The sequence below is a fragment of the Salinibacillus aidingensis genome (assembly GCF_055393355.1).
Window position 1 is genome coordinate 2637543 of sequence record NZ_AP043759.1, and the last position, 25620, is coordinate 2663162.

Annotated in this window: 22 protein-coding genes and 1 pseudogene; 1 reads left to right on the forward strand and 22 read right to left on the reverse strand. The window is 42.1% G+C overall.

All coding sequences use genetic code 11. From position 1 onward, the window contains the following. Nucleotides 1-31: 31 nt before the first annotated feature. The 19 genes and pseudogenes from treR to flaG all read right to left on the reverse strand — a co-directional run bounded on the left by treR (nt 32) and on the right by flaG (nt 20719). Nucleotides 32-740 (reverse strand): annotated as a pseudogene (treR, locus tag ACZ5OK_RS13970) (trehalose operon repressor). A 10-nt stretch (nt 741-750) separates the two neighbouring features. Further along, nucleotides 751-2412: an alpha,alpha-phosphotrehalase gene (gene treC, locus ACZ5OK_RS13975; protein ID WP_343842285.1), complete on the reverse strand. Its 1662-nt coding sequence runs from the start codon at nt 2410-2412 to the stop codon at nt 751-753. Nucleotides 2413-2436: 24 nt separating this feature from the next. Beyond that, complete coding sequence (gene treP / locus ACZ5OK_RS13980; protein ID WP_425542233.1) at nt 2437-4362, reverse strand: PTS system trehalose-specific EIIBC component; 1926 nt, start codon at nt 4360-4362, stop codon at nt 2437-2439. Between the two features lie 424 nt (nt 4363-4786). After that, nucleotides 4787-5347 (reverse strand): hypothetical protein, encoded by a 561-nt coding sequence (locus ACZ5OK_RS13985; protein ID WP_343842280.1) that lies wholly within the window; start codon nt 5345-5347, stop codon nt 4787-4789. A 189-nt stretch (nt 5348-5536) separates the two neighbouring features. Beyond that, entirely contained in the window at nt 5537-6751 is a 1215-nt protein-coding gene (locus ACZ5OK_RS13990; protein WP_343842278.1) for a PDZ domain-containing protein, read from the reverse strand. Between the two features lie 152 nt (nt 6752-6903). After that, nucleotides 6904-8379 (reverse strand): S41 family peptidase, encoded by a 1476-nt coding sequence (locus ACZ5OK_RS13995; RefSeq protein ID WP_343842277.1) that lies wholly within the window; start codon nt 8377-8379, stop codon nt 6904-6906. Between the two features lie 147 nt (nt 8380-8526). Then, complete coding sequence (locus ACZ5OK_RS14000) at nt 8527-9792, reverse strand: murein hydrolase activator EnvC family protein (RefSeq protein ID WP_343842275.1); 1266 nt, start codon at nt 9790-9792, stop codon at nt 8527-8529. A gap of 41 nt (nt 9793-9833) precedes the next feature. Next, nucleotides 9834-10727: a permease-like cell division protein FtsX gene (gene ftsX, locus ACZ5OK_RS14005; RefSeq protein ID WP_343842273.1), complete on the reverse strand. Its 894-nt coding sequence runs from the start codon at nt 10725-10727 to the stop codon at nt 9834-9836. Then, nucleotides 10717-11403 (reverse strand): cell division ATP-binding protein FtsE, encoded by a 687-nt coding sequence (gene ftsE, locus ACZ5OK_RS14010; protein WP_343842272.1) that lies wholly within the window; start codon nt 11401-11403, stop codon nt 10717-10719. Before ftsE ends, ftsX begins: the two co-directional genes overlap by 11 nt. A gap of 360 nt (nt 11404-11763) precedes the next feature. Next, entirely contained in the window at nt 11764-12153 is a 390-nt protein-coding gene (cccB, locus tag ACZ5OK_RS14015; protein ID WP_343842270.1) for a cytochrome c551, read from the reverse strand. Between the two features lie 68 nt (nt 12154-12221). After that, nucleotides 12222-13079, reverse strand: coding sequence for a YitT family protein (locus ACZ5OK_RS14020; protein WP_343842267.1), 858 nt, complete (start codon nt 13077-13079; stop codon nt 12222-12224). Between the two features lie 589 nt (nt 13080-13668). After that, a protein-coding gene (gene prfB, locus ACZ5OK_RS14025; RefSeq protein WP_343842266.1) for a peptide chain release factor 2 occupies nt 13669-14767 on the reverse strand; the annotation gives its coding sequence in 2 pieces (ribosomal slippage) (nt 13669-14694 and nt 14696-14767; 1098 coding nt in all). 113 nt (nt 14768-14880) lie between these two features. Beyond that, entirely contained in the window at nt 14881-17391 is a 2511-nt protein-coding gene (gene secA / locus ACZ5OK_RS14030) for a preprotein translocase subunit SecA (protein ID WP_343842265.1), read from the reverse strand. A gap of 235 nt (nt 17392-17626) precedes the next feature. Beyond that, nucleotides 17627-17773: a hypothetical protein gene (locus tag ACZ5OK_RS14035; RefSeq protein WP_343842262.1), complete on the reverse strand. Its 147-nt coding sequence runs from the start codon at nt 17771-17773 to the stop codon at nt 17627-17629. A gap of 450 nt (nt 17774-18223) precedes the next feature. Beyond that, nucleotides 18224-18781: a ribosome hibernation-promoting factor, HPF/YfiA family gene (gene hpf, locus ACZ5OK_RS14040; protein WP_343842260.1), complete on the reverse strand. Its 558-nt coding sequence runs from the start codon at nt 18779-18781 to the stop codon at nt 18224-18226. A gap of 213 nt (nt 18782-18994) precedes the next feature. Beyond that, the gene (locus tag ACZ5OK_RS14045) at nt 18995-19360 is read right to left on the reverse strand and encodes a DUF8042 domain-containing protein (RefSeq protein ID WP_464758205.1); all 366 of its coding nucleotides are present in this window, start codon (nt 19358-19360) and stop codon (nt 18995-18997) included. A gap of 5 nt (nt 19361-19365) precedes the next feature. After that, nucleotides 19366-19719, reverse strand: a complete 354-nt coding sequence (gene fliT / locus ACZ5OK_RS14050; RefSeq protein WP_343842257.1) for a flagellar protein FliT — start codon at nt 19717-19719, stop codon at nt 19366-19368. Beyond that, nucleotides 19719-20126, reverse strand: coding sequence for a flagellar export chaperone FliS (fliS, locus tag ACZ5OK_RS14055; protein WP_343842255.1), 408 nt, complete (start codon nt 20124-20126; stop codon nt 19719-19721). The genes fliT and fliS overlap by 1 nt, the downstream gene beginning before the upstream one ends. A 221-nt stretch (nt 20127-20347) precedes the next feature. Then, a complete protein-coding gene (gene flaG / locus ACZ5OK_RS14060) occupies nt 20348-20719 on the reverse strand; it encodes a flagellar protein FlaG (protein ID WP_343842252.1) in 372 nt (123 codons plus the stop codon). Nucleotides 20720-21011: 292 nt separating this feature from the next. Here flaG and ACZ5OK_RS14065 point away from each other — a divergent pair, with 292 nt between their 5' ends. Then, the gene (locus tag ACZ5OK_RS14065) at nt 21012-22724 is read left to right on the forward strand and encodes a methyl-accepting chemotaxis protein (RefSeq protein WP_343842249.1); all 1713 of its coding nucleotides are present in this window, start codon (nt 21012-21014) and stop codon (nt 22722-22724) included. Nucleotides 22725-22839: 115 nt separating this feature from the next. Here ACZ5OK_RS14065 and ACZ5OK_RS14070 read toward each other — a convergent pair whose 3' ends face one another. The 3 genes from ACZ5OK_RS14070 to ACZ5OK_RS14080 all read right to left on the reverse strand — a co-directional run bounded on the left by ACZ5OK_RS14070 (nt 22840) and on the right by ACZ5OK_RS14080 (nt 25615). Continuing rightward, entirely contained in the window at nt 22840-23040 is a 201-nt protein-coding gene (locus ACZ5OK_RS14070; RefSeq protein WP_343842248.1) for a YjfB family protein, read from the reverse strand. Between the two features lie 102 nt (nt 23041-23142). Then, nucleotides 23143-24321: a phenylacetate--CoA ligase family protein gene (locus ACZ5OK_RS14075; protein ID WP_343842246.1), complete on the reverse strand. Its 1179-nt coding sequence runs from the start codon at nt 24319-24321 to the stop codon at nt 23143-23145. 70 nt (nt 24322-24391) lie between these two features. Beyond that, on the reverse strand, nt 24392-25615 hold the full coding sequence (locus ACZ5OK_RS14080) for a methyl-accepting chemotaxis protein (RefSeq protein ID WP_343842244.1): 1224 nt from the start codon (nt 25613-25615) through the stop codon (nt 24392-24394). Nucleotides 25616-25620: the final 5 nt, after the last annotated feature.

The following is a 25620-nucleotide window of genomic DNA, read 5'->3' on the forward strand; positions in this document are numbered from 1 at the left end:
AAAAGCTGCCTGCAGGAGACAGCTTTCATGTTTACACTCGTCTGGCAAAGTCCACAAAGCGAAACTTATCCGGACGATGCCGTGATTCTGTATATTGAAAAAGACTTGTATCCTCTAAATAAACAAGACTCTTAATGACGACGATACTGGAATACCCTTCTAAATCAAGAAGCTCTGCATCCTCTTCAGTTGGTTCTTCCACGGTAATTTCCTTTTCCGCAAAGCTGATCGTTAAGCCTAATTCCCGTTCGGCATAATCGTAAATCGAGCTCTCACAAATCTCCCGGGGCAGAAGGGGACAAACTCAGACAGAAAATAGTCTTTGTCCAGAATGATTTTTTCCCGGAAATTTCTCTTACACGGTCAACCTTCCAAATTTGACTTTTATCCGTCGCTTTAAGAATCTTATGAACATCAGAACCCGCTTCCAGTACATTCATTCCCTTTACATGTGTCTTACTGTCAAGCTTTAGGCGATCAGCCAGTCCTTTATAGCTGACAATTCCGGAAACAGGAAAGGAAAAATTACTTAAATCAAGCACAACCGACCCTTTCCCGTGAATCTTTTGAATGTAACCCTCCTGTGAAAGTAAATCCAGCGCCTTCCGAATCGTTTCTCTGGAGGTCGCATATTCACCAGCCAGTTCATTCACAGAAGGAAGCAATGTAGAAGCGGCTAAAGTATGCTCCCTGATTTTTTGGATTAAATCTTCATAAATAGCAAGATATTTCTTCTTCATTCCCCATCCCTCATGATTTCACATGATACACGACCGATTCATAAGGTCTTAGCTGCAAAGAATCCAATGCTGTGGACGAATCGTCATAATTGGAAATGAGAATCTCGATACTTCCTTCAGCGTTTACCGGAAGCTTTACATTTGCTTCCTGCCCGTAGAAGTTGCTTACAACAATCAGCTGCTCATTCTCCCAATTACGTGTATATGCAAAGATTTGTGAATCATCTTCCAACAGTAACTGATAATCTCCATACGTAATAATATCATACTTTTTGCGCAATTGAATCAGCTGCTGATAGTGATAAAAAATTGAATTTGGATTCTGCACAGCGTTCTCTGCATTGATTTCCTGATAGTTATCAGCCACACCAATCCAAGGTGTCCCCTCGGTGAATCCTGCATTTTCGCTACTGTTCCACTGCATCGGTGTACGGGAATTATCCCGGGACTTCTGCTGAAGAATCCCGATAATTTCTTCGTCAGATTTTCCTTCCTGCTGCAGAAGTTTATAGGCATTTAAAGACTCCACATCCCGGTACTGATCGATCGATGTAAACCCGGGATTGGTCATGCCAAACTCTTCTCCCTGATAAATATAAGGGGTTCCCTGCATCATATGAATGGTGGTTCCCAGCATTTTCGCCGATTTCTCATGATAGTTCTCCACATCACCAAAACGGGAGACGACACGAGGCTGGTCGTGGTTACACCAGAAGAGTGCATTCCAGCCCCCGCCTTCATGCATGCCTTTCTGCCAATAGGAAAGAATTTTTTTCAGCTCCAGAAAATCAAAAGGTGCCTTCGTCCATTTTTCCCCATTCGGATAATCCACCTTTAAATGATGGAATTGGAAAGTCATATCAAGCTCTTCCCGCTCCGGATTGGTATACAGCACACAGTTTTCCAGCTTGGTTGAGGACATTTCCCCAACGGTCATCATGTTGTAAGGAGAAAAGGCTTTTTGATTCATCTCATGTAAATATTCGTGAATACGGGGTCCGTCCGTGTAAAACTTCCGGCCATCCCCTGTATCATCACTTGGGAAATCCTGATTCTTGGAAATCAGATTGATGACATCCAGACGGAAGCCATCGATGCCTTTTTCCGCCCAGAATTTGATCATGTCATAAAGCTTTTCCCGAACAACGGGGTTTTCCCAGTTAATATCCGCCTGTGTTACATCAAACAAATGAAGGTAATATTGACCACTCTTTTCATCAAACTCCCAGGCTGGTCCGCCGAACTTGGATTGCCAGTTGTTCGGCATGTCTCCATCAACAGGATCCTTCCAGATGTAAAAGTCCCTGTACTCGTTGTCTTTTGACGAAGCCGCCTGTTTAAACCACTCGTGTTCAGTTGACGTATGATTGATGACGAGATCCATGATCAGCTTCATACCCCGCTTATGGGTTTCCGTCAGCAGCTCTTCAAAATCCTCCATCGTCCCGTACTGGGGCTCAATGGAATAATAGTTGCTAATATCATAGCCATTATCTTTCTGCGGAGACTTATAAACCGGTGTCAGCCAGATAACGTCGACACCAAGCTTATGAAGATAGTCTAATTTCTGAATAATCCCCTGAATGTCTCCCATTCCATTTCCTGTCGTATCCCGGAAGCTTTTTGGGTAAATCTGGTATACGACTGCTTTTTTCCACCATGCTTCTGACACGTGACTCACTCCTGTTGTTCGAAATTAACGAAATTTTCTTCTGGCAATGAAGTAGGTAATCACAAACGGAATCATGAGGACTATTACAATTCCGATAATGAAGGACCATACTCCGGATTGAATGGATAGTGGTGCTGGCAGACCTCCAATTCCAATCGAGCTTGCTAATACATCCTGGAAGGTAATAAACGCACCAGCGATAGCTGTACCGGAAATAGCGGCATAGAATGGATATTTATACTGTAAATTCACACCAAACATCGCCGGTTCCGTAATTCCGAGCATTGCGGAAATTCCCGATGTTCCGGCCAGACCTTTGACTTTTTCATCTTTAGCCGCCAGCATAATCGCAAATACGGCAGCACCCTGAGCAACATTCGAAAGAGCGACGATTGGCCATAGGAAGGTTGTGCCCGTACTTCCGATAAGCTGTAGGTCCACAGCCAGGAATGTATGGTGCATACCGGTAATAACGAGCGGTGCATAAAGGAAGCCATAGAGCAGACCACCGATAATAGGTGCAACCTCAAATACCCATACAACGCCATCTGTAATCCACGTACCCACTGTATATGTGACGGGTCCTATAATGATAAAGGCAAGGAATCCAGTAACTAAAAGAGCAACTGGAGGAACAATCAACAGCTGCAGGGAGTCCATGACCCGTTTTTCCAGCCAGACTTGGATTCTCGCAAGTACCCAGCCTGCTACTAATACGGGCAGAACCTGACCCTGATAGCTTAACTGATTAACTTGAAATCCAAATAAATTCCATGTTTCCCCTTTTCCCTGAGCAAAATCACCGGCAGGGGTTAAATCCGGGTGAACCATGATTAAACCTAAAACAATACCTAATAGCGGATTTCCGCCAAATCGTTTCACGGCCGACCAGCCGATCAATGCTGGCAGGAATGTGAAGGCCGTATTGGCGATAATGTTAATCATGTCCGCAATTCCCGACCAGGATGGGAACATTTCAATGATGGATTCATCCGTAAAGATCGGGTTAACCAGTATGTTGTTAATACCAAGCAGTAAACCGGCCGTAACAATGGCAGGAAGAATCGGAATAAAGATATCAGCAAGTACTTTTACACCGCGCTGTAATGCGTTCTGCTGCTGGCCTCCTGCTGCTTTTACATCCTCTTTAGATGCTTCTTCAATTCCTGTCTCTTTGACCATCGCTTTATAAACCTTATCTACCGTTCCCTGTCCAATGACCACCTGATATTGACCATTGGCAGCAAATTGACCTTTGACCAAATCCATGTTTTTCAGTTTTTCTTCATCGACTTTCTCTTCATCGGATAAAGCAAAGCGAAGTCGTGTTACACAATGTGTGGCGGCCATGATGTTGTCTAAACCACCAACAGCATCAACAATTACCTTTGCCTCATCATTATACTGCCCGCCGCTTTGATTTGAAGCCTGGGCCTGTGGCTGTTCAGCCGGCTTTTCTTCCGCCCCTTCATCTTCCGGTTTTTCACTATCCTGATCGCCCTTCACCTTTGCCTGGAAAAGTGGTGATTCTCCGGCTGTTACGTTTTCTTCCTCTGTTTTTTTAAACACTTCCAAAGCATCGCCATTGGTAATCACAACGGGCGTTATATGACTGGCCGCTTTTTCCTTAATAAACTCCAGATCAAACGTTACAAGCGGGTCGCCGGCTTTTACCTTATCCCCTTGCTTTACATGGGCTTCAAAGCCTTCCCCATCTAATGCAACGGTTTCCAGTCCAATATGGATGAGCACTTCAATACCTGACTCACTGCGAAGACCAACGGCATGTTTGGTAGGAAAAATTTGTACAATCTCACCGGCTACAGGGGCGACGACTTTACCCTCTGTTGGCTCAATCGCCATTCCATCCCCCATCATTTTCTGGGCAAATGTGGGATCCGGTACATCCTCAATATTTTTAATCACACCACTGAGAGGCGCAACAATCATTTCCCGATCATTTCTTTCTTTATCGATCACCAGAAAGACCTCCTAAATCTATTCCAGATTATTTTGTGTTATATAACTTGTACATACAAGTTATGCAAAGGTTTTCATCCATCGTTCAACAATTTCTCACACATTTTGTAGTTTTAGGTTTACCTTCCAGGGAAAATTCATGTTCATTTTTTGCTGGAATAGAGGTTATCGTTTTTTAAAGGATAGTCTGGACGTTGATTCGTGGTTAGAGATTAAATGGATATTGGGAGACATTTGAGCGGAGATTTTGAGAATTGATCCATAAGGAAGCGAATCCTGCCAAATAGGGATGGATTCATCGTTCTTTACCTTAATTAAGCTTAAAACAAAAAAACCTGGACGAAAGCATCCAGGCAAAGGTTTATACCTATTAGAATTTATCATCAATGGGGCATTAATTAGGGGAGCCAATTTGTACATCGGCTGCAATTTGTGTTTCATCTTCCGCTTCTGGAATGAGTGAACCGGAAAAATACTCATTCTCGCCTTTTTCAGCTTGAATGGTCAGCATGCCATTAATGTTGGTCTCGGCTACAATTTCATAGCCATTGGATTCAGCAAATGTTTTAAAATCATCCATAGCCTTGTTAATGTCGCCTGAAAAGTTATAGCTCACCGAATCTATTTCCACACCCTCCCGTGCCAGATCATTCATTTCGGATACCGCAATCAGTTCGGCTCCACTTGGCATCGGAAAATCCTTGGGAAAGCTTTTGGGCAAAGACACATTCTCTCCGGATTGACTACTGAATGAGGTCTCTCCATCCGAGGAGGAGATTGTAGCCGATTCCCCATCTGAACTCATTTCAAAGCTTTCTTCATTTCCTTCCGAAGCCTTCATTGATACATCTACATTTCCATCTTCAGTCTCTGATAGATCAATTTCCATTTCCTCACCGTTTTCACCAGGTATCGTGATAGAGCTGCACCCAATGGTAAATACCATAACAAGCATAATCAAAAAACTTATTGATAAGACTTTTTTCATTTTCTCCATTCCCCTTCCTTCTCGTTTCTCACATAACATACCACGTAAGGAAAAGGGTGGAAATTATACTTTGGTATACTTTTTTGTTTGAATTGGTCCATCTATTAGCTACCAAAAAAACCAGGTGCTGTGAACACCTGGTCCTCGTTCTGTCCATTATACAACATGATTAGGTAAATCCTGATACAATCTGAATCTCGGCTTTTCTTTCACAAACACCAGCCCCAGCTCATGGTGATCTCCCTGATACATCGGTCCCTGTACAAAGCGGATTTCTCCATGAACATCCCGAACCTCAAGCTTACAAAACGTCCGGCTTTCCTGCAACGCATCGTAAAATTCAATTTCGTTTGTGACGGGGATCTGGTGTACCTTTTCCACTCTTTCACCGGTTTTCAGTCCCATCTTATCGGCCGGTGAATCCTTAATAACGGCTAAAATAATTAAGCCGTCTGACTGCGGTCTGAAAATGCTTGTTTTTTCCCGATCTACAAACCGGACATATAATTGTATGATCGCCCGTCCTAATATCGCGACAGCCGCACCTATATAGATAAAGAGCGGGTCATAAAAGCTTCCAGCCGCAAAAATACCGGTAATAAGCCCCAGCGTCAGCACCCATTTCCCAAACAGTTTTCCACCCTGATTGGAGAAGTGACCCTGAAATGCCTGCTGTATACCCATGAGAAAAGGAAACAGCATGAGTCCATAACCATGATCACCAATGGGAAGAAGCGGCCACCAGGAAAACAGGCCGTCAATCGCCCCGCCAGGAACAGGCACAAGCATAGGTACAACACTCAATCGCTTCACATTGTGCAAGCCAATATACTTTCCCCTCTTTCCTTTAATAAGTTTAGGAAAAGCATACTCCTTATCGGCCGTAAACCATAAAATAGATTCTATAATTAAGAATACGGCGGTTAAAGCGAGGATAAGAGGAGGACTGACATTCATGAGTTCCTCCATCCACTGTGCCGGCAGCACATCAATGGTCAGCGTATACTGCTGCATAACAGCCAGGAGGATAACCGTGATTCCCATAAGATATCCGGCCGAAAGCAAATAGAGACGTCCAGTAATGGTAACGATGATCGATAACACGGAAATCAGTAACCAGACAGGATAGGATAAAATTCCGCCCGTAACAATCAGGGAAGCAGAAATCACGATGCCACTAATGACGCAGAGCAGCCATGTTCTCTTCCATTCTGTACCAGACTTATAAACACTGGAACCGAAGTCCGTCCGCTCCTGTTTTCTTCGATAGTAAGATGTAAGGATGGTTAACACAATCGCCCAATATAGCAGGGGTTGTCCAATCAACCAAATGAAGCCCTCTCCAATTTCCGTAAGCCAAAGATTTATCATGTTGTACCTCCGATTTGTAATGCATTCGTTATTATAAATTCTACAAAATATTATCTAATCCTGCTAGTCCCAGATATTGATTCTTGGAGAAGAAATTTTTAAACAAACAGCCTGTCACTCCTTCCGAATGACAGGCTGCCTCTCTATAACTGCTATTGGTATAAAACTTCTAAAGCTCGGTTCAATTGACGGTCATTTTCCGGTGAAGAAACAGCTTCAATGACGAGTGTCTGAATTTCTTCACCTGTTTTCTGATTCACCTCTCCGGTAACCTTAAGATCATGATCCTTTTGAAAGGCTTCCACAGCTTCTACCGTTTGTTCACTGAAGTAGCCGTCCGTTCTGCCCGGCTCATAACCAATGCCCTCCAGCATCTTCTGAATGTTTGCTACACTTTCATTATTCATGTTGTAGGTTAATGAATTGTTAATATCGACAGGTGTCGTGTAGAAAAATTCAGGCTGCTTTACTTCAACAGTCGGCTTGATTCCTTTTTCATTAATCCACTTGCCATCTGGTGTCAGCCACTTGAATGTTGTCAGTTTAATCTGGCTTCCATCGCCCATACCGAGTGTTTTCTGCACGGTACCTTTTCCATAGCTCTTTTCCCCCACAACAGGATAGCCCGCTTCCTTCATTGCAGCGGCTAAAATTTCCGAGGCTGATGCACTGCCCTGGTTGGTGAGCACGGTAATCGGGTAATCTTTTTTCTCCTTCGTTCCAGAGTAGTAGCGTACTTTTTCTCCATTCTTTTCTTCAAAAATGACGTAGGGCTGGTCCTCAGGGATGAAATTCTCCAGTATGGTTTCCACAGATGTAAACAACCCGCCTGGATTGCCTCTTACATCAATGACTAAGCCTTCAATGCCTTTATCCTCTAAATCAGAAAGAGCCTTGTTAAATTCCTCCGCTGTTTTTTGAGAGAACGAGGTAATTTGAATGACTCCTGTTTTCTTACCGTTCTCATTTTTTACTTCAGGATAAACGGTTTCCACTGGAATATTATCACGGACAACAGATACTTTAATCGTATCCGATATACCTGGACGCTGAATGGTTAATTCAACCTCCGTCCCTTTTTCACCACGTATTTTTGCCACAGCCTCATTCAGGCTGAGCCCTTCAAGACTATTTCCATCCACCTTCAGTATTTGATCTTTCGGCTGCAGCCCTGCTTCCTCCGCAGGGGAGCCTTTAATCGGGGAAACAATGGTAACATGTCCATCGCTCATGCTTACCTCCGCCCCAATCCCCTCAAAGGATGACTCAATACTCTGATTAAATTGATCAACCGTTTCTTTGTCCATATAAACGCTGTGGGGATCTTCCAGTGAATCGAGCATTCCACGGATCGCGCCTTCGATCATTGTTTTCTGCTTCACGTCTTCAACATAGTTGCTTTCAATAATGGAATATGCACGCATCACTTTTGAAAAAGCATTCATGTCACCGAACTCTTCAATGATTTCCTTCTTTTCTTCATCTGTGCTTATTTCTGATTGTCCACCATTTTCGGCCTCACCGGATTGCCCCAGGCCCACTACCTCTGTACCTACATAAGTCAGAGCAGATCCCAGAACCATAGCTACAATCACAAGTACAGCCAAATAGCTCTTTTTCACGTTCATTTTCTCTCACCTCAACAATAACCACTCATCCTGGCTGTGGAAGATTTGTGTATGAATCCTTCTCCAATATGTAAAGGCATCCCACCGTAAATATGTGCGATGCCTTTAATATTACTATATGAACTTGTCACCGTAAACATGTCTGCTTTAGAAGCTGATGTATTTACGAGGGTTGACAGCATAACGCTTGTCACTTGTCCACGGTCCTTCATGCAATTCAAAATGAAGATGCTGTCCTGTAGAATTACCAGTATTACCCATATAACCGATCACTTGTCCTTTTTGTACGTACTGACCTTCAGAGACCGTATAGTATCTCATATGTGCATATAAGGTTGTATATTGCTGCCCGCCCATACTATGCGTTATGTAGACCACATTTCCATATGAGGATGAGCGATATGCCCGATAAACCATACCTGATGCTGATGCTACAATAGGAACTTTCCCATATTTAGAAACGTCTATACCATAATGCATTCTTCCCCAGCGACTTGCAAATTCTGACGTTACCATCGCTTCTGCGGGTACTGTAAATTTACCACTCGATATAGGTGGAGTTCCACTTCCGCCACTATTATTATTGGCTGGTGGAGTGCTTAACTGTTCTAATTTTTCTTTTTTCTCTTCAATCATGCGCTTGTAAGCTTCCTGTTGCTTTTGTAAAATCTCCTGTTCTTCCTGAAGTGACATTTTATGCTTATGAAGCTCTTTTTCTTCTTCTTTTAACTTAGCAACAAGAGCTGCTTTTTCCTCTTTCTGCCGATCAAGTTTAGCTTTTGCAGATTCAAGCTCGTCTTTCTTAGCCACAAGCTCCTCTTTCTTCTTCTCTACTTCAGCTTTGTCCTTTTCCAGCTGTTCTTTTTCTGCTTTTTGCTCTTCCAGGATTTTCTTATCAGAATCCATGATTTTAGACACAGCGTTTGTACGAGTCAGGAAGTCCCCAAAGTCCTGAGCACCTAGCAGAACCTCTAAATAGCTCACGGATCCCCCATTTTGCTGCATTGTGCGAAGACGGTTTTTCAAAAGCTCGTCCCTCTCAGCAATCCGTTTTTCAGTTTCTTTGATGTTTTCTTTTAATTTCTTTATTTCTATTTCTGTCTGGCTGATTTCCTGTTCAGTATTTTCTATATTCTTTTGTGTTTCCGCTACTTCCTGATCGATTTCTTCAATCTGGCTCAGGATACGATCCTGTTCAGCCTGATTTTCTTCTATTTTTTCTTCTATTTCCTGTTCACTGTTCTCCAGTTCCTCTTTTTCTTTATTGGTATTATCTTTCTTATTTTCCAGATCATCAATTTCATCTCGAAGTTCCCCTTCAGAAGTGGCATAAGACTTTTCCACACCTGAAAAAGAAAACGTTACTGCGAGCAGCATTAAAATACTCAGTACGGAAAAAATTCGATTTTTCAAGGCTCTGACTCCTCCCCCAAACAACATTTTATCTATGAAACTTAAACTTTAAGGAATTTTCGTACACTCATAATACTTCCCCAGACCCCGATAAAGGCGCCAATTCCTAATAGAATCAGAGAAACCTGCCATACAAAGGGGTTAAACGGTATAAGCTCAAAAAATGGCACGAATGTCTTGTCCTTCATATTTTCAAATAAGTAATAATACCCGCTTACGACGAAAATAATCGGAATGATCGAACCGAGAATCCCCATTAATAGTCCTTCAATAAAGAAAGGCCAGCGTATAAAACCATTTGTCGCACCAACCAGCTTCATAATTCCAATCTCTGTACTTCTGGCCATAATGGTAATTTTGATCGTATTAGAGATTAAAAAGGCGGCTGTTAAAACCAGTGCGGTAATTAAGCCAATCCCTATATATCTCGCATACTCATTAAAGGTGAAAAGCTTCTGAATCACCTGGTCGCCATATTCCGTCGAAGAAACATGGTCCAAAGACTCTACTTTACTGGCAACATCAAATGTATCAAGGGGATCTTCCGTTTTGATAATGAATGCATCATTTAACGGATTATCCTGATTCACCATCGCCATCATGTCTCCGTCAGCACCTAAGCTAGACATTAAGTTTTTCAGTTCCTCTTCTTTTGAAGAAAATTCAATTGTGGAAACTTCCGGTATGTTCGTGATCTCTTTCTTTAAGGAATCAATATCCTCCTGATTCGCTGCCAGATCAATAAAGGCCCGAATTTGCACGTCCTCTTCCACTTTTTCTGCCATTTCATTTAAGTTCAGCATAATGACGAGGAAGACGCCTACTAAGATCAGCGTTGTGGTAACCGAAGCTACGGATGCAAAAGTCATCCAGCCGTTACGAAAAATATTCTTGCTTCCTTCTCTTAGGTGACGCTTGAATGTCCTAGCTTTCATATCCGTAGTCACCTCGCTGTTCATCACGAACGACTCGTCCATGTTCAATTGCTATGACTCTCTTTTTTAATGTGTTAACGATATCTTTGCTGTGGGTTGCCATAATCACGGTCGTTCCTCTCGCGTTGACTTCCTCAAATATTTTCATAATTTCCCATGAAGTATCAGGGTCGAGGTTTCCTGTTGGTTCGTCAGCAATCATTAAATGAGGATTATTCACAATAGCACGTGCAATGGATACACGCTGCTGCTCACCACCGGAAAGTTCATCCGGCTTAAAGCGGGCTTTATTTTTTAAATTTACCAGATCAAGAACATCCATCACCTTTCGACGGATTTTTTTGGGCGAATCTTCTATAACTTCAAGGGCAAAGGAAACATTTTCATAGACTGTCAGAGAGGGTAAAAGCTTGAAATCCTGATAAACAACCCCAATGCCCCTTCTTAAATGAGGGATTTCTTTCTCTTTGATTTCTGCTAAATTGTGGCCGTTTATCACGACATCACCACTTGAGGGCTTAACCTCCCGATACATGAGTCGAATGAACGTTGACTTCCCGGCACCGCTGGGTCCAACTACATAAACGAATTCCCCCTGCTGAATGTTAACATCTATTCCCTGAAGAGCCGTAACACCATTGTGATACGTTTTTCTTACATCTCTTAATTCAATCATGTTTCATACCACCTATGCCTCTCCGGTTGTAATTCTGTTGTAGCTGTATGTTTATGTACTTCCATTGCATGTCCATTCTCACGAAAAATTTTGGTTTTTATATAACGTTGTTGAAACTACGGCCAATTTATCGGTTAGTGTAATTTTACTATGTTCTATTATAACATCAATCTACAAAATTTTTAGGGGGAATTTTATTACAGTTGTATTTCAATGGAAAGAATGTGTTGTGTGGTGAAGGAGGTTATCGGAGGAAAGGGTAATTATCGCCTGGAAAAACCGTATGATATGGGGATATCGGAGAAAAAAAAGAAAACCCGAAAAATGGGCTTGGCCAAATTTCAGGTTACTTGTTTATTATTATTTTTTAGTAGCTAACCATGATGCAACGGTATTTGCATCTTCTTCACTGATGTTTACAGGTGGCATACCGCCTTTACCATTTTGAATAACGTCTACAATTTCCTCTTTTGAAAGTCTGGATCCAATGGTCGTCAAGTCAGCTGCATTTCCCTGTCCGGAGAGATCTCCGCCGTGGCAGGTTGCACAGTTGTTTTGTGCGATTTTTTCAGCAGCTGCGGTATCAACAGTTCCGCCATCTGCATTCCCTGTGTCGCCATTTTCTTCTGCCTGCTGCTCAGTACCAGCATCATTGTTGCCAGTGTCTTCACCTGCATTATCATCACCACCGCCACAAGCTGCAAGTACCAGAGCAGAGCCGAACAGCATGGCTATTAGTGCTTTTTTCATTTGAACAAATCCCCCTTCTTCGTATATTGAAATGCCAAATACTGCATCTCATGGATATTATAACCTATTCATTGTTTTTTAAAACCCTCGCCAAGTACCTCTGCTGCAGACATGGCAATGACGAATGCCTCTGAATCAACCTTGTTCACGGTTTTTGTCAATTTGGTGAATTCTTTTTGATCGACCACGCACATCATAATGTTGCGATTTTCTCTCGTGTATCCACCTTCCCCGCGCAGGATGGTGACACCTCTATCTATTTCTTCAAAAATAGTTTTCCGCATTTCTTCCAGATTATCCGTAATAATCATGACATTTTTTGAAGTCGTAAAACCAACCTGAATAATATCTATCGTCCGGCTGGTCATAAATAATCCAACCAGTGCGTAAAGGGAATGCTCAAGATTAAAGACAAACGCCGCTGATGTGACAATCAACCCATCAATGAATGCCATACAGATTCCCAGAGAAATACCGGTAAATTTATGTAAAATAGCAGCCGCTACATCTGTTCCGCCGGTAGACGCCCGCCCACGGAAGACGATACCAAGACCTGCCCCGACTAAAATTCCACCAAACACCGATGCTAAGAGCGGATTTAGCGTTGCAGGATCCCACTCTCTTGTTAAATAAACAAAGATCGGTAGCATAATCGTTCCAAGAAATGATTTGAGCCCAAAGTTAGCCCCAAGAATAACTACGCCGGCGATAAATAAAGGAACATTTAGAAATCCCTGCACAAACGCCGGTTCCCAGCCGAACAATTCATCTGTTAACGTACTAATCCCGGACACTCCGCCGGAAGCCACCCCATTAGGAAGCAAAAATAAGTTGAATCCAATCGCAACAAAAAATGAACCTAAAATGACATATAAATATTCCAATGCAACAAACTGCATACGATTGCCTTCCCGGTTCTCCATCATTTAGAAACACCTCTTTTTCCGTCAAACCTTTGCGTACCGCTAAAAACTATAACATACGAAAAAACGCCTGTGAACGCCGGCAAATTAACGCTTTACAGTAGTAACGCGGTGAACAAGTGAGAGGTCGGGGGATTTTTTCATGGGCCGGGCAGGCTGAATTCCGGTCGATATGGATAAATAACAGTCGATCAGGTTTAATCCTGACTTGGACGGATCAATCCGGTCATATAAGGACGAATGATGCTGTGTTGAGATTCATTTTCCACTTTTACGATTAATCCGGCGAAATTCAGATTAAATTCCCCGATTCCGGATTAATTTTTCCAAATGCAGGACAGATTATTTTTAAAACAGGTTTAATTATTTTCAAAACTGGTTGAATTCCCTGTGGTACAGGCACAATTCATAGAATTTTGATTTAATTATCTGCATTTTGGAATAATTCTTTTTATAAAAGTAGTATTGGGCTTCCCGCTGTTCAATCAAGCAGAGGATGGATTAATCCAACTTAAGAAACCAAAAAAACCAGAGGGCAAAACCAAAAAAACCAGAGGGCAAATTCCCTCTGGTTTCCCATTTATTAAATAAATTACATTTGCGAACGTAAATAAGCATCGATAAATGGATCAATGCGCCCATCCATAACTCCCTGTGTATTGCCAATTTCAACGTTGGTTCGGTGGTCTTTCACCATGGAGTACGGGTGGAAAACGTAGGAGCGGATCTGGCTTCCCCAGCCAATCTCCTTTTGTTCCCCGCGAATTTCATCCAGCTCTGCCTGCTGTCGTTCAATTTCTTTTTGATACAGCTTGGATTTCAGCATTTTCATGGCCTGTTCACGGTTTTTAATCTGAGAGCGTTCGGACTGACACGTGACCACAATGTTTGTTGGCAGGTGGGTAATCCGAACGGCTGAATCAGTTGTGTTTACGTGCTGACCACCTGCCCCGCTGGAACGGTAGGTGTCAATTTTTAAATCCTCCTGCTTAACGTCAATTTCAACATCATTATCGAATTCAGGCATAACCTCGCAGGAAACAAAGGATGTATGACGACGGCCTGATGAATCAAATGGAGAGATGCGCACCAAACGATGAACGCCCTTCTCCGCTTTCAAATAACCATAGGCATTATGACCTTTAATTAATAGCGTTACACTTTTTACGCCGGCTTCATCGCCCGGCAGGTAATCCAGTGTTTCTACTTTAAAGTCCTTACTCTCCGCCCAGCGGGTATACATACGGAGCAGCATACTCGCCCAATCCTGTGATTCGGTACCGCCGGCTCCCGGATGAAGCTCGAGAATCGCATTGTTTTTATCATACGGTTCACTTAAAAGTAAGTAAAGCTCGAATTCATTTAAATCATTTGTTACAGTTTTAACTTCCTCTTCCAGCTCTTCTCTAAGCTCCGGATCATCTTCTTCTTTTACCAATTCATACGTGGCTTCAAGGTTCTCCAGACTTTCTTCATTTTTTTCGAACGACTGAACGAGTTCTTTTAGACTGTTCACCTCTCCAATGACTTTCTGGGCCGTTTCCTGATCATCCCAGAATCCCGGAGCGGTCATTTCCTGTTCAAGCTCAGCTATTCGCTTACGATCCTCTTCTAAGTCAAAGAGACCCCCTAAAGTCATCGATTCGCCTGTTCATTTTGTCAATTTCCTGTTTAATATCTGTTAAATCCATCATTATCACCTCTAAAATCAATCTCTAATTTACTATAACCTGCACTGCTTCTATCCTAACACAGACAATTCAAGAGACACTCCAAAGATGGGGATGGAGTGTCTCTTGAATTGTTATGCACCATGGCAGTGTTTGTATTTCTTACCGCTGCCGCATGGGCATGGATCATTACGACCGACAGCCTGGGATTTTACGTATGGCCTGCGTTTCTTCTGCTTTTCTTCGCCTCCGCCTGATACAGCCTGAGTCCCTTTAACAACCTCCTGACGCTGCAGGTTGTCACGGATCTGGGCTTTCATAATATAGCGGGAGACCTCTTCCTCGATATCGGCCACCATTTGCTCAAACATGGAGTAGCCTTCCATTTGATACTCGCGGAGTGGATCGTTCTGTCCATACGCGCGCAGGTGAATACCCTGACGAAGCTGATCCATCTGGTCGATGTGGTCCATCCATTTCGTATCAACCGTACGCAGCAGGATTACTTTTTCAAACTCACGCATTTGCTCTGAGGAAATTTCCTGCTCTTTCTCATCATATTTTTGCTTAATCATATTGATAATATGCTCTGTGATCTCTTCCGGCTCAAGACCCTTCAGCATATTTTGGGAAAGCTCATTTTCCTCCAGAAGATTACTGTTCACGTAAGAAACTAGGCCATCCAGGTTCCATTCTTCCGGTACATCCTCGGCTGTATAGGATCCAACCACACGTTCAACGGTTGACTGAATCATGCCCTCAACAATTTCCCGGAGGTTGTCTGACTCAAGCACCTCATAGCGCTGCTGATAAATAATTTCGCGCTGCTGACGCAATACATCATCGTAGGCAAGCAGGGTCTTACGGGCATCGAAGTTATTTCCTTCCACCCGTTTCTGAGCAGATTCCACTGCACGGGAAACCATTTTACTTTCAATCGGCTGATCCTCATCCATGCCGAGACGCTCCATCATGGATTTCATGTTATCCGATCCGAAGCGGCGCATCAATTCGTCCTCAAGAGATAGGTAGAACTGGGATATACCCGGATCTCCCTGACGTCCGGAACGTCCACGGAGCTGGTTATCGATTCGCCGTGATTCGTGACGCTCGGTACCAATAACCGCTAAACCGCCGCGTTCCACAACTCCATCTCCGAGTTTAATATCCGTACCACGACCGGCCATGTTGGTTGCAATGGTCACGGCACCCTGTTTCCCTGCCTCTAAAATAATTTCCGCTTCACGGAAGTGGTTTTTTGCGTTTAACACGTTATGCGGAACACGGGCTTTTTTAAGCATTTTCGAAATTAATTCCGAAGTCTCAACCGCAACCGTACCCACGAGCACAGGCTGTCCCTTTTCATGACGCTCTTTAATATCGTTGACGACTGCACGAAACTTGCCGTCCATTGTTTTGTAAATATAGTCAGGGCGGTCATCACGGGTAATCGGCTTGTTGGTTGGAATCACAACGACATTCATGTTGTAAATATTCCGGAATTCCTCTTCCTCTGTTTTCGCGGTACCGGTCATACCGGCAATTTTCTGATACATACGGAAAAGGTTCTGGAAGGTAATCGTTGCAAGGGTCATGCTTTCCTTTTGAATCTGCATGCCTTCCTTCGCCTCAATGGCCTGGTGCAGACCATCACTGTAGCGACGTCCCTTCATCAGACGGCCGGTGAACTGGTCAACAATGACAACCTCGCCTTCCTGCACCACATAATCCGCATCACGCTGCATAATCACATGGGCTTTTAACGCCTGAGTGATGTGGTGAGTCAGGGATACGTTGGATAAATCATACAGGTTGTCGATATTGAAGAAGCGCTCAGCCTTGTTGTTTCCTTCCTCGGTCAGCTGTACGTTTTTCGTTTTCTCATCGTAGGTATAGTCTTCTTCATTTTTTAATGTACGGACAAATTGATCCGCACGAAGATACATATTTTCAGAACGGGAGGCAGATCCGGAAATAATCAGAGGTGTACGGGCCTCATCGATTAAGATTGAGTCTACCTCATCAATGATGGCATAATTTAACGGACGCTGAACCATCTGCTCTTTGTAAAGCACCATATTGTCACGCAAATAATCAAAACCAAATTCATTGTTGGTTCCGTACGTAATATCCGCTGCATAGGCTTCCTTCTTCTCTTCCTTGGACATGCCGTTCGCGTTCAGGCCTACCGTTAGTCCAAGAAACTGATAAAGCTCGCCCATTTCCTTCGCATCACGGTCGGCCAGGTAATCGTTGACGGTAACAATATGAACGCCTTTGCCTGATAAAGCATTCAAATAGGCGGGCATAGTGGAGGCAAGCGTTTTTCCTTCACCTGTTTTCATTTCTGCGATATCACCGTTGTGAAGGGCAATCGCTCCCAGCAGCTGTACATGGAAAGGACGCATATTCAAAACACGTCTTGCTCCTTCACGGACAACGGCATAAGCTTCTACTAAAATATCATCTAAGGTCTCGCCCTTTTCGAGACGTTGTTTAAATTCCTCTGTTTTTTTCCTTAATCCATCATCTGATAATTTTTTGATTTCGGGTTCAAGTGCTTCAATCTGTTCTGCTGTTGTTTCCAGTTTTTTAAGCTGGCGTGTATTTCCATCGCCAAAAACTTTTTTCAATAATCCTCGCATACATTCGCACCTCTATTTAGTAAGATCACACTTTATTATAATAGTCCTCACTACATCATAACACTAAAGGATTCATCATGACAATAAAAGGCGTAGTGCACATAGATTGCGACCCTATAAAAAAGAAAAAATGCAGCGCAGTGGCTGCATATATTGAGGAACCGTATTCAAAACGGAATGGAGAGGTGTGCAGGGAGCGGATAGCCCCCTGCTGGAAACCGTGGAATAAGAGGAATCAAACTTTTTTTACATGCCTTTTTTCCAAATCGGTCATACGCTGATTCATTTTAGCAACATATTCAACCAGTTGTGCTATGTACTTTTCATGCTGTTTGATCCGGTTCTCTTGTCTTTGGCAGTGAGGGCAGCTTTGGTGGGACATGAATACGCCTCCTTTGCTTTCGTTAAAATAGTTATACCACGAACAGGAAAGGAAGAAAAATCGCTGAAATTAAAAAACAGGGTCGGATTTTGACGGTTTTGTGGCGAATTTTGTCAGTTTTAGGGGTATTACATGAAGTTTCTTTAGTTAAAATTAAATTTTGGACAAATTTTCAAAAGGCAGTATTTTTTTGGAATACATATTTTAAACAGCATTTGTATAATCTATATAGGGCAGAAAGAAACGAATCCGAAAGAGCCAGAGGATGAAGGAAGTCTCGCTTGTCGCCGGGCGATTGAGCTGAATGCGGACGTTCCTGAATGATTTAATTCTATAAAGGGAAACATCCATCAGTGGGGGTATTACGGTCAGTTAATGCGTGATAAAAAAGAAAAAGCCCTGTACATAGGCAGGACTTAACTAAAGCATAAGGATGTATCATATATTTGATTAGCTGGGCTCAATTAAACCGTAACGTCCATCATTTCGACGGTAAACCACATTTGTATCACCTGTCTCCGCATTCGTAAATACGAAGAATGTATGTCCAAGCATATCCATCTGGAGGATAGCTTCTTCAGATGCCATTGGTTTCAAGTCAAATGTCTTTGTACGTACTATTTCAAAATCGTCGTCTTCTTCGTATGCTTGATCCTGATCAAAAATCTCTTTTTCCATTTCTGCAAAGACATATTTAGGTGCGCCCTGCTGACGGAATTTTCGATTGATTTTTGTTTTATATTTACGAATTTGACGTTCAAGTTTATCTACAACCAAATCTATTGCCGCGTATAAATCGGAATGATGTTCTTCAGCTCGTAATAGGAGGTCTTGCATAGGTATCGTTACTTCAATGCGCTGTTCTCCCTCATAAACACTAAGGTTCACATTCACATCAGAAGTGATTTTGCTGTCAAAGTACTTTTTCAGCTTGCCGATCTTTTTCTCTACATACTCCTGAATTGCATTTGTAACTTCAAGATTTTCGCCTCTTATGTTAAAGTTCATAAGAAGTTCCTCCTTTCATCCTTATGTATTGTTTATTCTACCATTCCCCCTAAAATTCCTCTATAAACGAAAAAGTTTGTTTGTGAGGATCTTGTGTCACGTTTTGTCGAACACCGTCTGATTTCCTTGTCTCCAAACCCCACACTTCCTTAAGTGAAACCCCTGACACGAACTCATCATGACAGGGGCTTGCAACTCTTTATCTATTCGATTTTAATGCGCAATCAAAGGCTCAATCCGATCATCCATATCCTGTTTCCAGTCAAGAAAAGCAGGGATCACTTCATTGGATAATAGAGCCGCTTTATCCACATCCTGCTCAAACCATTTCGACATGGACTGGACGAGCCTGTCGAATTGGTCAAGGGTTTCTACGTTAAGCAGAGGGGCCAGCTGATCATGACTGGCATGAAGCTGCTGCATGCCTTTGACTAAATCGGCAAAAAGAGTTTCAGCTATACTGGACTCTCCAACATCCGGCATCTGGCCAAGATGCTCCAGGGCTTCACTCATCCCCTCCAGCAGTTCATGATATTTTTGCAGGAATTCCACTTCTTGTACTTCTAAATTTGCCACCATTTCACCTAATTTCTTTTATCAAAAAACATCCCATCGACTGTGGATACATTTTGATAAGGATTAATGTATTTCTGGTTGTTTCGTTTTTGACTCTGAATTTGCTTCATGGATCCTTTCAGCTGGGTAAATTGCTCCTGGAAAGAATCTTCAATTTCACGGTCCATACGAACGATCTCTTTCCCCAGCTTTTTTTCCTCATCTGTATAAGGAGGTTTGATCTGATTCATGAACGTTTCTCTCTTATTCAGGAAATCAGTCAGGCTTTCCAGTAACGATTCCTGATCTCTGTCCAATTCCTGCTGATAAAGATAATTGTAAAAGTCTGTGGTGATTGTATGTAGTTCCTTTACAGCGCTCATTAAGCATTCCCGCCCTGGCCATACTGCTGCTGACGGGTGATCTGAATAACCTCTTTCCAGGTGTCCCGGAATTCTGTCACAAGCTCGGACGCCTCATCTAAAATCTCAGGGTCATTTTCGATATTCGCTTCCATAAGACGACGGTTAATGTAATCATATAGCGGCATGACCTGATCGGAAATGTCGCTTTCAGGATCCATGGTTACCATTAACTCCTGAATGATTCGCTGGGCTTTTTGGATATTTGTATTTTTTGTCTCATAGTTCTTTTCATTCATGGCTTTTTTGGCATGTCTTATGAATTTGAGACAGCCATTATAAAGCATCAAGGTTAACTCTCCTGGTGATGCGGTGTTGACAGCGTTATTCTGATAGGCCTGCTGTTTAGCTGCATATGGATTTGCCACGGTAAGGTCCTCCTTCTCTCATTCCATTGTGCCACCTTTTGTATTTCAAAAAAAGCGGCTTTCTTGCTATCTATCACGTATTAACCGGCCGTAATACCCCACTTCAAGTTTTGAGGGTAACCCAACAAGACTATGTGGGGGATAAACGGCCAGTAAAACCTGATAAGTTCAACTAACCATCCGTGGGGGATGTAGAAAACCCCACTGATGGAAGTTTCACTTTATACTTTTTCATCAACAATAAATCCCATAAATTCCGCCATGGCTGCATAAATATCCAGCATTTTCTTAGGTGGAATTTCTTTGATGACTTCATCAGATTTCTCATCAACAATCGTCACATAATAATCTTCCAGTTTCTCGTGATATTCATATCGAATCGAGGTATCTGTTGGTTCTAAAAACTTATTTAATCCTTCAATCATGTGCTTTGCTTCTTCACGGCTTAACGTTTTTGCATATGAATCCTCTGCTTTTTGATCATCACTACGTTTCCCATCCGCATTGGTACTCTCTCTAGTTGATGAAATATTCATATGATGCTCGGACCGCTGCAGGAGTTGGGACCCAGATAAAACTTTACCTACATCCATGCTCAGCAACTCCTCAGTTTTATTTCTAATCATTATATCGGTAATTTTTTTAATAGTTTTAGCCCACTCAAAAGAAAAACTAATAATCTTTACTGCAGAATTTAAAAATTTGACGTTTTTATGAAAAAATCTTAATCTTTTAGTGGTGGACTAAAAGTTTCATATAAAGGAAATTTAAGGATGTTTGTGAGAGAAAATAGACCTATTCCATTCCTTCTGCTGACATATTCTGTATATCCATGTACCGAATAGTACACGAACAGCAAATACAGCATGAAAATGAGGTGTAAAGATGAAAGAAAAATTTCCGTTTAACATTCGATTTCGATTCAAAACATTAAAATCCAAAATATTATTTGGGTTTTCCATTATTATGGTCCTTGTCCTCATCCTAAGCAGCTATAACTTTGTTGCCGTGGACAACTCGAATCAGGAAGTAAAACAAATCCTGAATGAGGATTTACCCTTACTCACAGTTAGTGAAAAAATGGCTTATAACATCGCAGAGAGAACCTTATCCTTACGAAGCTTTTTATTATATAACGACAGCTCCTCCCGCCAGGACTATAACGAACTGATGGAAATCAATAAGGAACTGGAAAAAGAGATGCTGTCCCTCACGGATTCTGAGCAGGCACAGGAATTTATTAATAAGAAGAAAGAATGGGATCAGAAAATTGCAGATGTTTTTACGGCCTATGACAATGGCAATGAAGAAGAGGCCATGCATATCATGAACTTACAGGTTAGTCCCGGAGCCCGGCAGATTATGAGAAACTTTGAAGAAATGGGGGCCAACCAGGAGAGTGTGATTGAAAAATCCGGAACATCCGTTATAGCGACCGGACAAACAGTGTGGATTGCGGGCGGCATTATGGCTATCGTGATCATCATCGTTGGTATCATCGTAGCTTTACTGACATCCCGCAGCATTTCAAAACCGATTACAAAAGTGATGGATCGAATGAAGGCGATTGCGGCCAGGGACTTATCTCATGACTACTTGGACATTCAATCCCATGATGAAATTGGGCAATTAGTCAAGGCTACGAATCAAATGAACGAAAATACACGGGAGCTGTTGCAAAAAATCCATTCTGTAACTGAAACCGTATCCAATCAGAGTGATAAATTAACGAAATCTGCGGATGAAGTGAAGCAGGGCTCAGAGCAGATCGCCGCTACCATGGAGGAAATCGCCTCAAGCTCTGAAACACAAGCCAACCATGTCCAGACTTTATCCTCAAATGCCACATCATTTACCTCCAATGTTCAGGAGGCGAATTCACGAGGGGAGCAGATGGAACAGACTTCAACCCATGTGTTACATATGACGGAAGACGGCGCTAAGCTTATGGAAGAATCCGTACAGCAAATGAAAAATGTAGATACCCTTGTGCAGCGTTCCGTAGAAAAGGTTCAGGAATTGGACCACCAGTCACAGAAGATTACCCAGCTTGTGACCGTCATTCGTGATATTGCTGAACAGACAAACCTGCTGGCCTTAAATGCAGCCATTGAAGCCGCGCGGGCGGGAGAACATGGACAAGGGTTTGCCGTTGTAGCTGATGAAGTGAGAAAGCTGGCCGAGCAGGTGGCGAATTCCGTGACGGATATTACGGAAATTGTAGGAACCATCCAGGGCGAAACGAGCGGAGTTGTGGAATCCTTGGAAAATGGCTATTCTGAAGTTGAAAAAGGTACCCGTCAAATCCAAAACACAGGGCAGACCTTTAGCCAAATCAACCAGGCTATGGAGGAAATGGCAGACAGTATCGATACCGTTGCCAATCACCTATCCAACATGGCTTCTGCCAGTCAGCAAATGACATCTTCCATCGAGGAAATTGCCACTTCCTCAGAAGAAACGGCATCTGATGTAGAAGAAGCATCGGCATCAGCACAGCAGACCAATAGCTCTATGGAAGAGGTATCCAGCAGCTCAGATGAACTATCCAAACTATCCGATGAATTACGGAACCTGGTCGAGCGGTTTAAACTTTAATAGGTGCCTGTCACCACCCGGGTTTGTCACCACCCGAATTTTGTCGAAAGAAACTCTCCATTCAAATATAATAATAAAACGTCCATCTGCTGAGCAGATGGACGTTTTCGCTTACTTAAGCTTTTACATCAATTGAGCTTCCTAAATGAGGCTGGGCCGCATGCTGCATCGTCTTCACATTAGATTCTTCCAGCATTTTAATCATGTTCTGACCTTTAGATTCAGCCTGATTCATCGTTTTATTCATGAGCGATAACCCTACATCCTGTTTTAGGCCTGCATGGTTTAAGCCCATTGACATAGCAGGTATATCCATATGTAAACCCTCCTTTGATATCATCATAATAGACTCATCGTAAAGATAAAAGGATAACTTCCAATGATTCCCTTAGTGTACTAAAAAACAACCTCAGCAAATCTATTCATATTTATTAATAAACGAATGCTTCGACCATGCCGGCTTGTCCAGCAAGGTTTTCTCATCAATCAATTCCTCTGTACGAGCTTGAAAAGGGATATCTGATTTTGCCTGCAATTCCTCTTCAATCGTTGCTCTGGTCGCTTCACGTTTGTCCCCAACAATTTGATAGACAAATTCATATCGATCCTTATATACATTTACTTGCCAGCGCACAGGGACATAAGTTAAGGTATACACCATTTCCTGAAGTTCATATAGGGAAATCGTTTGACCCTGATAATGAATTTCATCAGAGCGTCTGCCATAATGCATTAAAACAGGATGTGAATTGCCACAGCCACAAGAGCTGCTCTGCTTTCTTTCAACAATATCCTGATTAGAATATTTAACCAGAGGCATTCCTTCTCTTTTTGTTGAAATTAAACAATACCCTTTTTTATCTTCTCCAAGTGGTTCATGATGTTCATTTACAATCTCAATGATGACATCTTCCCGGTCCATATGGTAATTTCCGTTTTCACAGGTTGTATATAATCCCCCTGTTTCCGTACTTCCAAACAGTCCATACACTGGAACTCCCCATAGACGTTCAAAATGTGCCTTTCGAGCTGGTGAGATAAGTTCCCCAGCCAGTACTAGAGCTCTAAGTTTAGGTGAAGGATTTTCCGCTCCAGCCTGTCTGGAAACTTCATATAACTTCTCTGCTTCTGAAGGCAGACAACATAGAATGGTTGGTTCCGTTCGCTTCATCAATTCAATCACTCTAATGTCTGGTGTAATTTGCAGTAGTTTATCTGCTGCTAAGTGACCAGCACCTGTTTTTTGACAGGCCCAATACATAATAAAACCTGGTATGGCCAGAGCAAATGGAAGTCGGGTTAAAACTAAATCCTGCTCATTTAAGTTTAATTCAGATCTAATAATCGTTTCAGCTTCTTTTTCCACATCATTATGAGAATACCAGCTTGGTGTAGGCGTTCCCGTTGTACCACTAGTTTCATGATAGGTGGCTACCTGAGAGAAATCAGTACCTAATAGATCCAATGGTTCCACTTCACGTAATTCTTCTTTCGTAGTGACAGGTAAATTATCCCAACTCATCGGATTCTCATTCGCAAATTTTGTTTGATAAAAACTGGATTTTAAAGCATTTGTGTAAAAATTTTTATGTTGCATGATTGACTAAACTCCTATTCTTCTTTATCATTCCTTTTCAATAGTAAAAGGTTGATAGAATTCTTTCTCTTTAAATGGACGAACCCGCACCCAACCTTGAAGTTATGGCTCCTAACTGACGATGGAGTTCCTCAATTTTGTCATATAATTGTTTGTCTGCTTCCACAAGCTCCACAACACTTTCAATCTTCTCATTGCCGCTTTCCTGGAACTTTTTCGTAAGCTGTGTAATATTGATAACTTCATCTGTACTTGCTGTTAATTCCTGCAATGAACTGGATACATTTTCAATTTGCGTTGTTAAATGATTGATTGTGTTTTCAATTTTACCGAATGAGTGATCGGCCTGATTAACAAGATCAAGACCTGCTGTGACTTGGGTTTTTCCTTCTTTCATAAACTTCACACTGTTTTTAGATTCGGTCTGTATAGCTTGAATTAACTCTTCAATTTTTTTCGCTGATGTGGCTGATTCTTCTGCCAGTTTTCGAACTTCCTCTGCCACTACTGCAAAGCCTTTTCCATTTTCACCTGCTCTTGCTGCTTCAATACTGGCATTTAGAGCTAACAGGTTCGTTTGTTCTGAAATACCCGTGATAACATTGATAATATCCCCGATGTCACCAGAATGCTTATCTAATCTCATAATGACATCTGACAATTGTTGGAAGCGTGCATCGATGGATTCCATTTGATTCATGACATTACTTATGGAGGAACTGCCTTCCTGAGAAGTATTCAGGGCATCGTTGGCGTAGTCCGTCACGTGTTGAGTCGTTTGGGAAATATCCGAAACCCGATCCACGATATCTGTCATTAAATGGATGCTTTTATCCACATTTTCTGACTGTAAATTTCCACCTTTTAAAACATCCTGTGCACTAGCGCTTAATTCCTGATACGTTTGGTTTTCGCAAGTACTGGCCAGTTCACTTTGGATGGATGTCAATTCAGTCAATGTGTCTGGTGCAATAGCCGATTCCATTTGTGGACGTACCTCAGGATTTTGAACAGCCTGATAAAGATCCTTCCATTCTTTTGGTAAGGAACGATGCAAGTTAATATCCGTCTCCTGCTTATCATCGCTTAAAAAACCATGAATATTTTTAAGGGGTTGCATGACCTTTTTATGTAAAAATACAAATGCTATTGCAATGATCAAAAGTGACAAAACGATACTCAGCGTTAAAATTAAAATGGAAATCTCCTGTTTACCAATAGAATACAATAAGATTGTTGGTAAGAATGTTAGACATAGTGTAATGAGTAAAAATTGATTTCTTAATGATTTCATGTAAT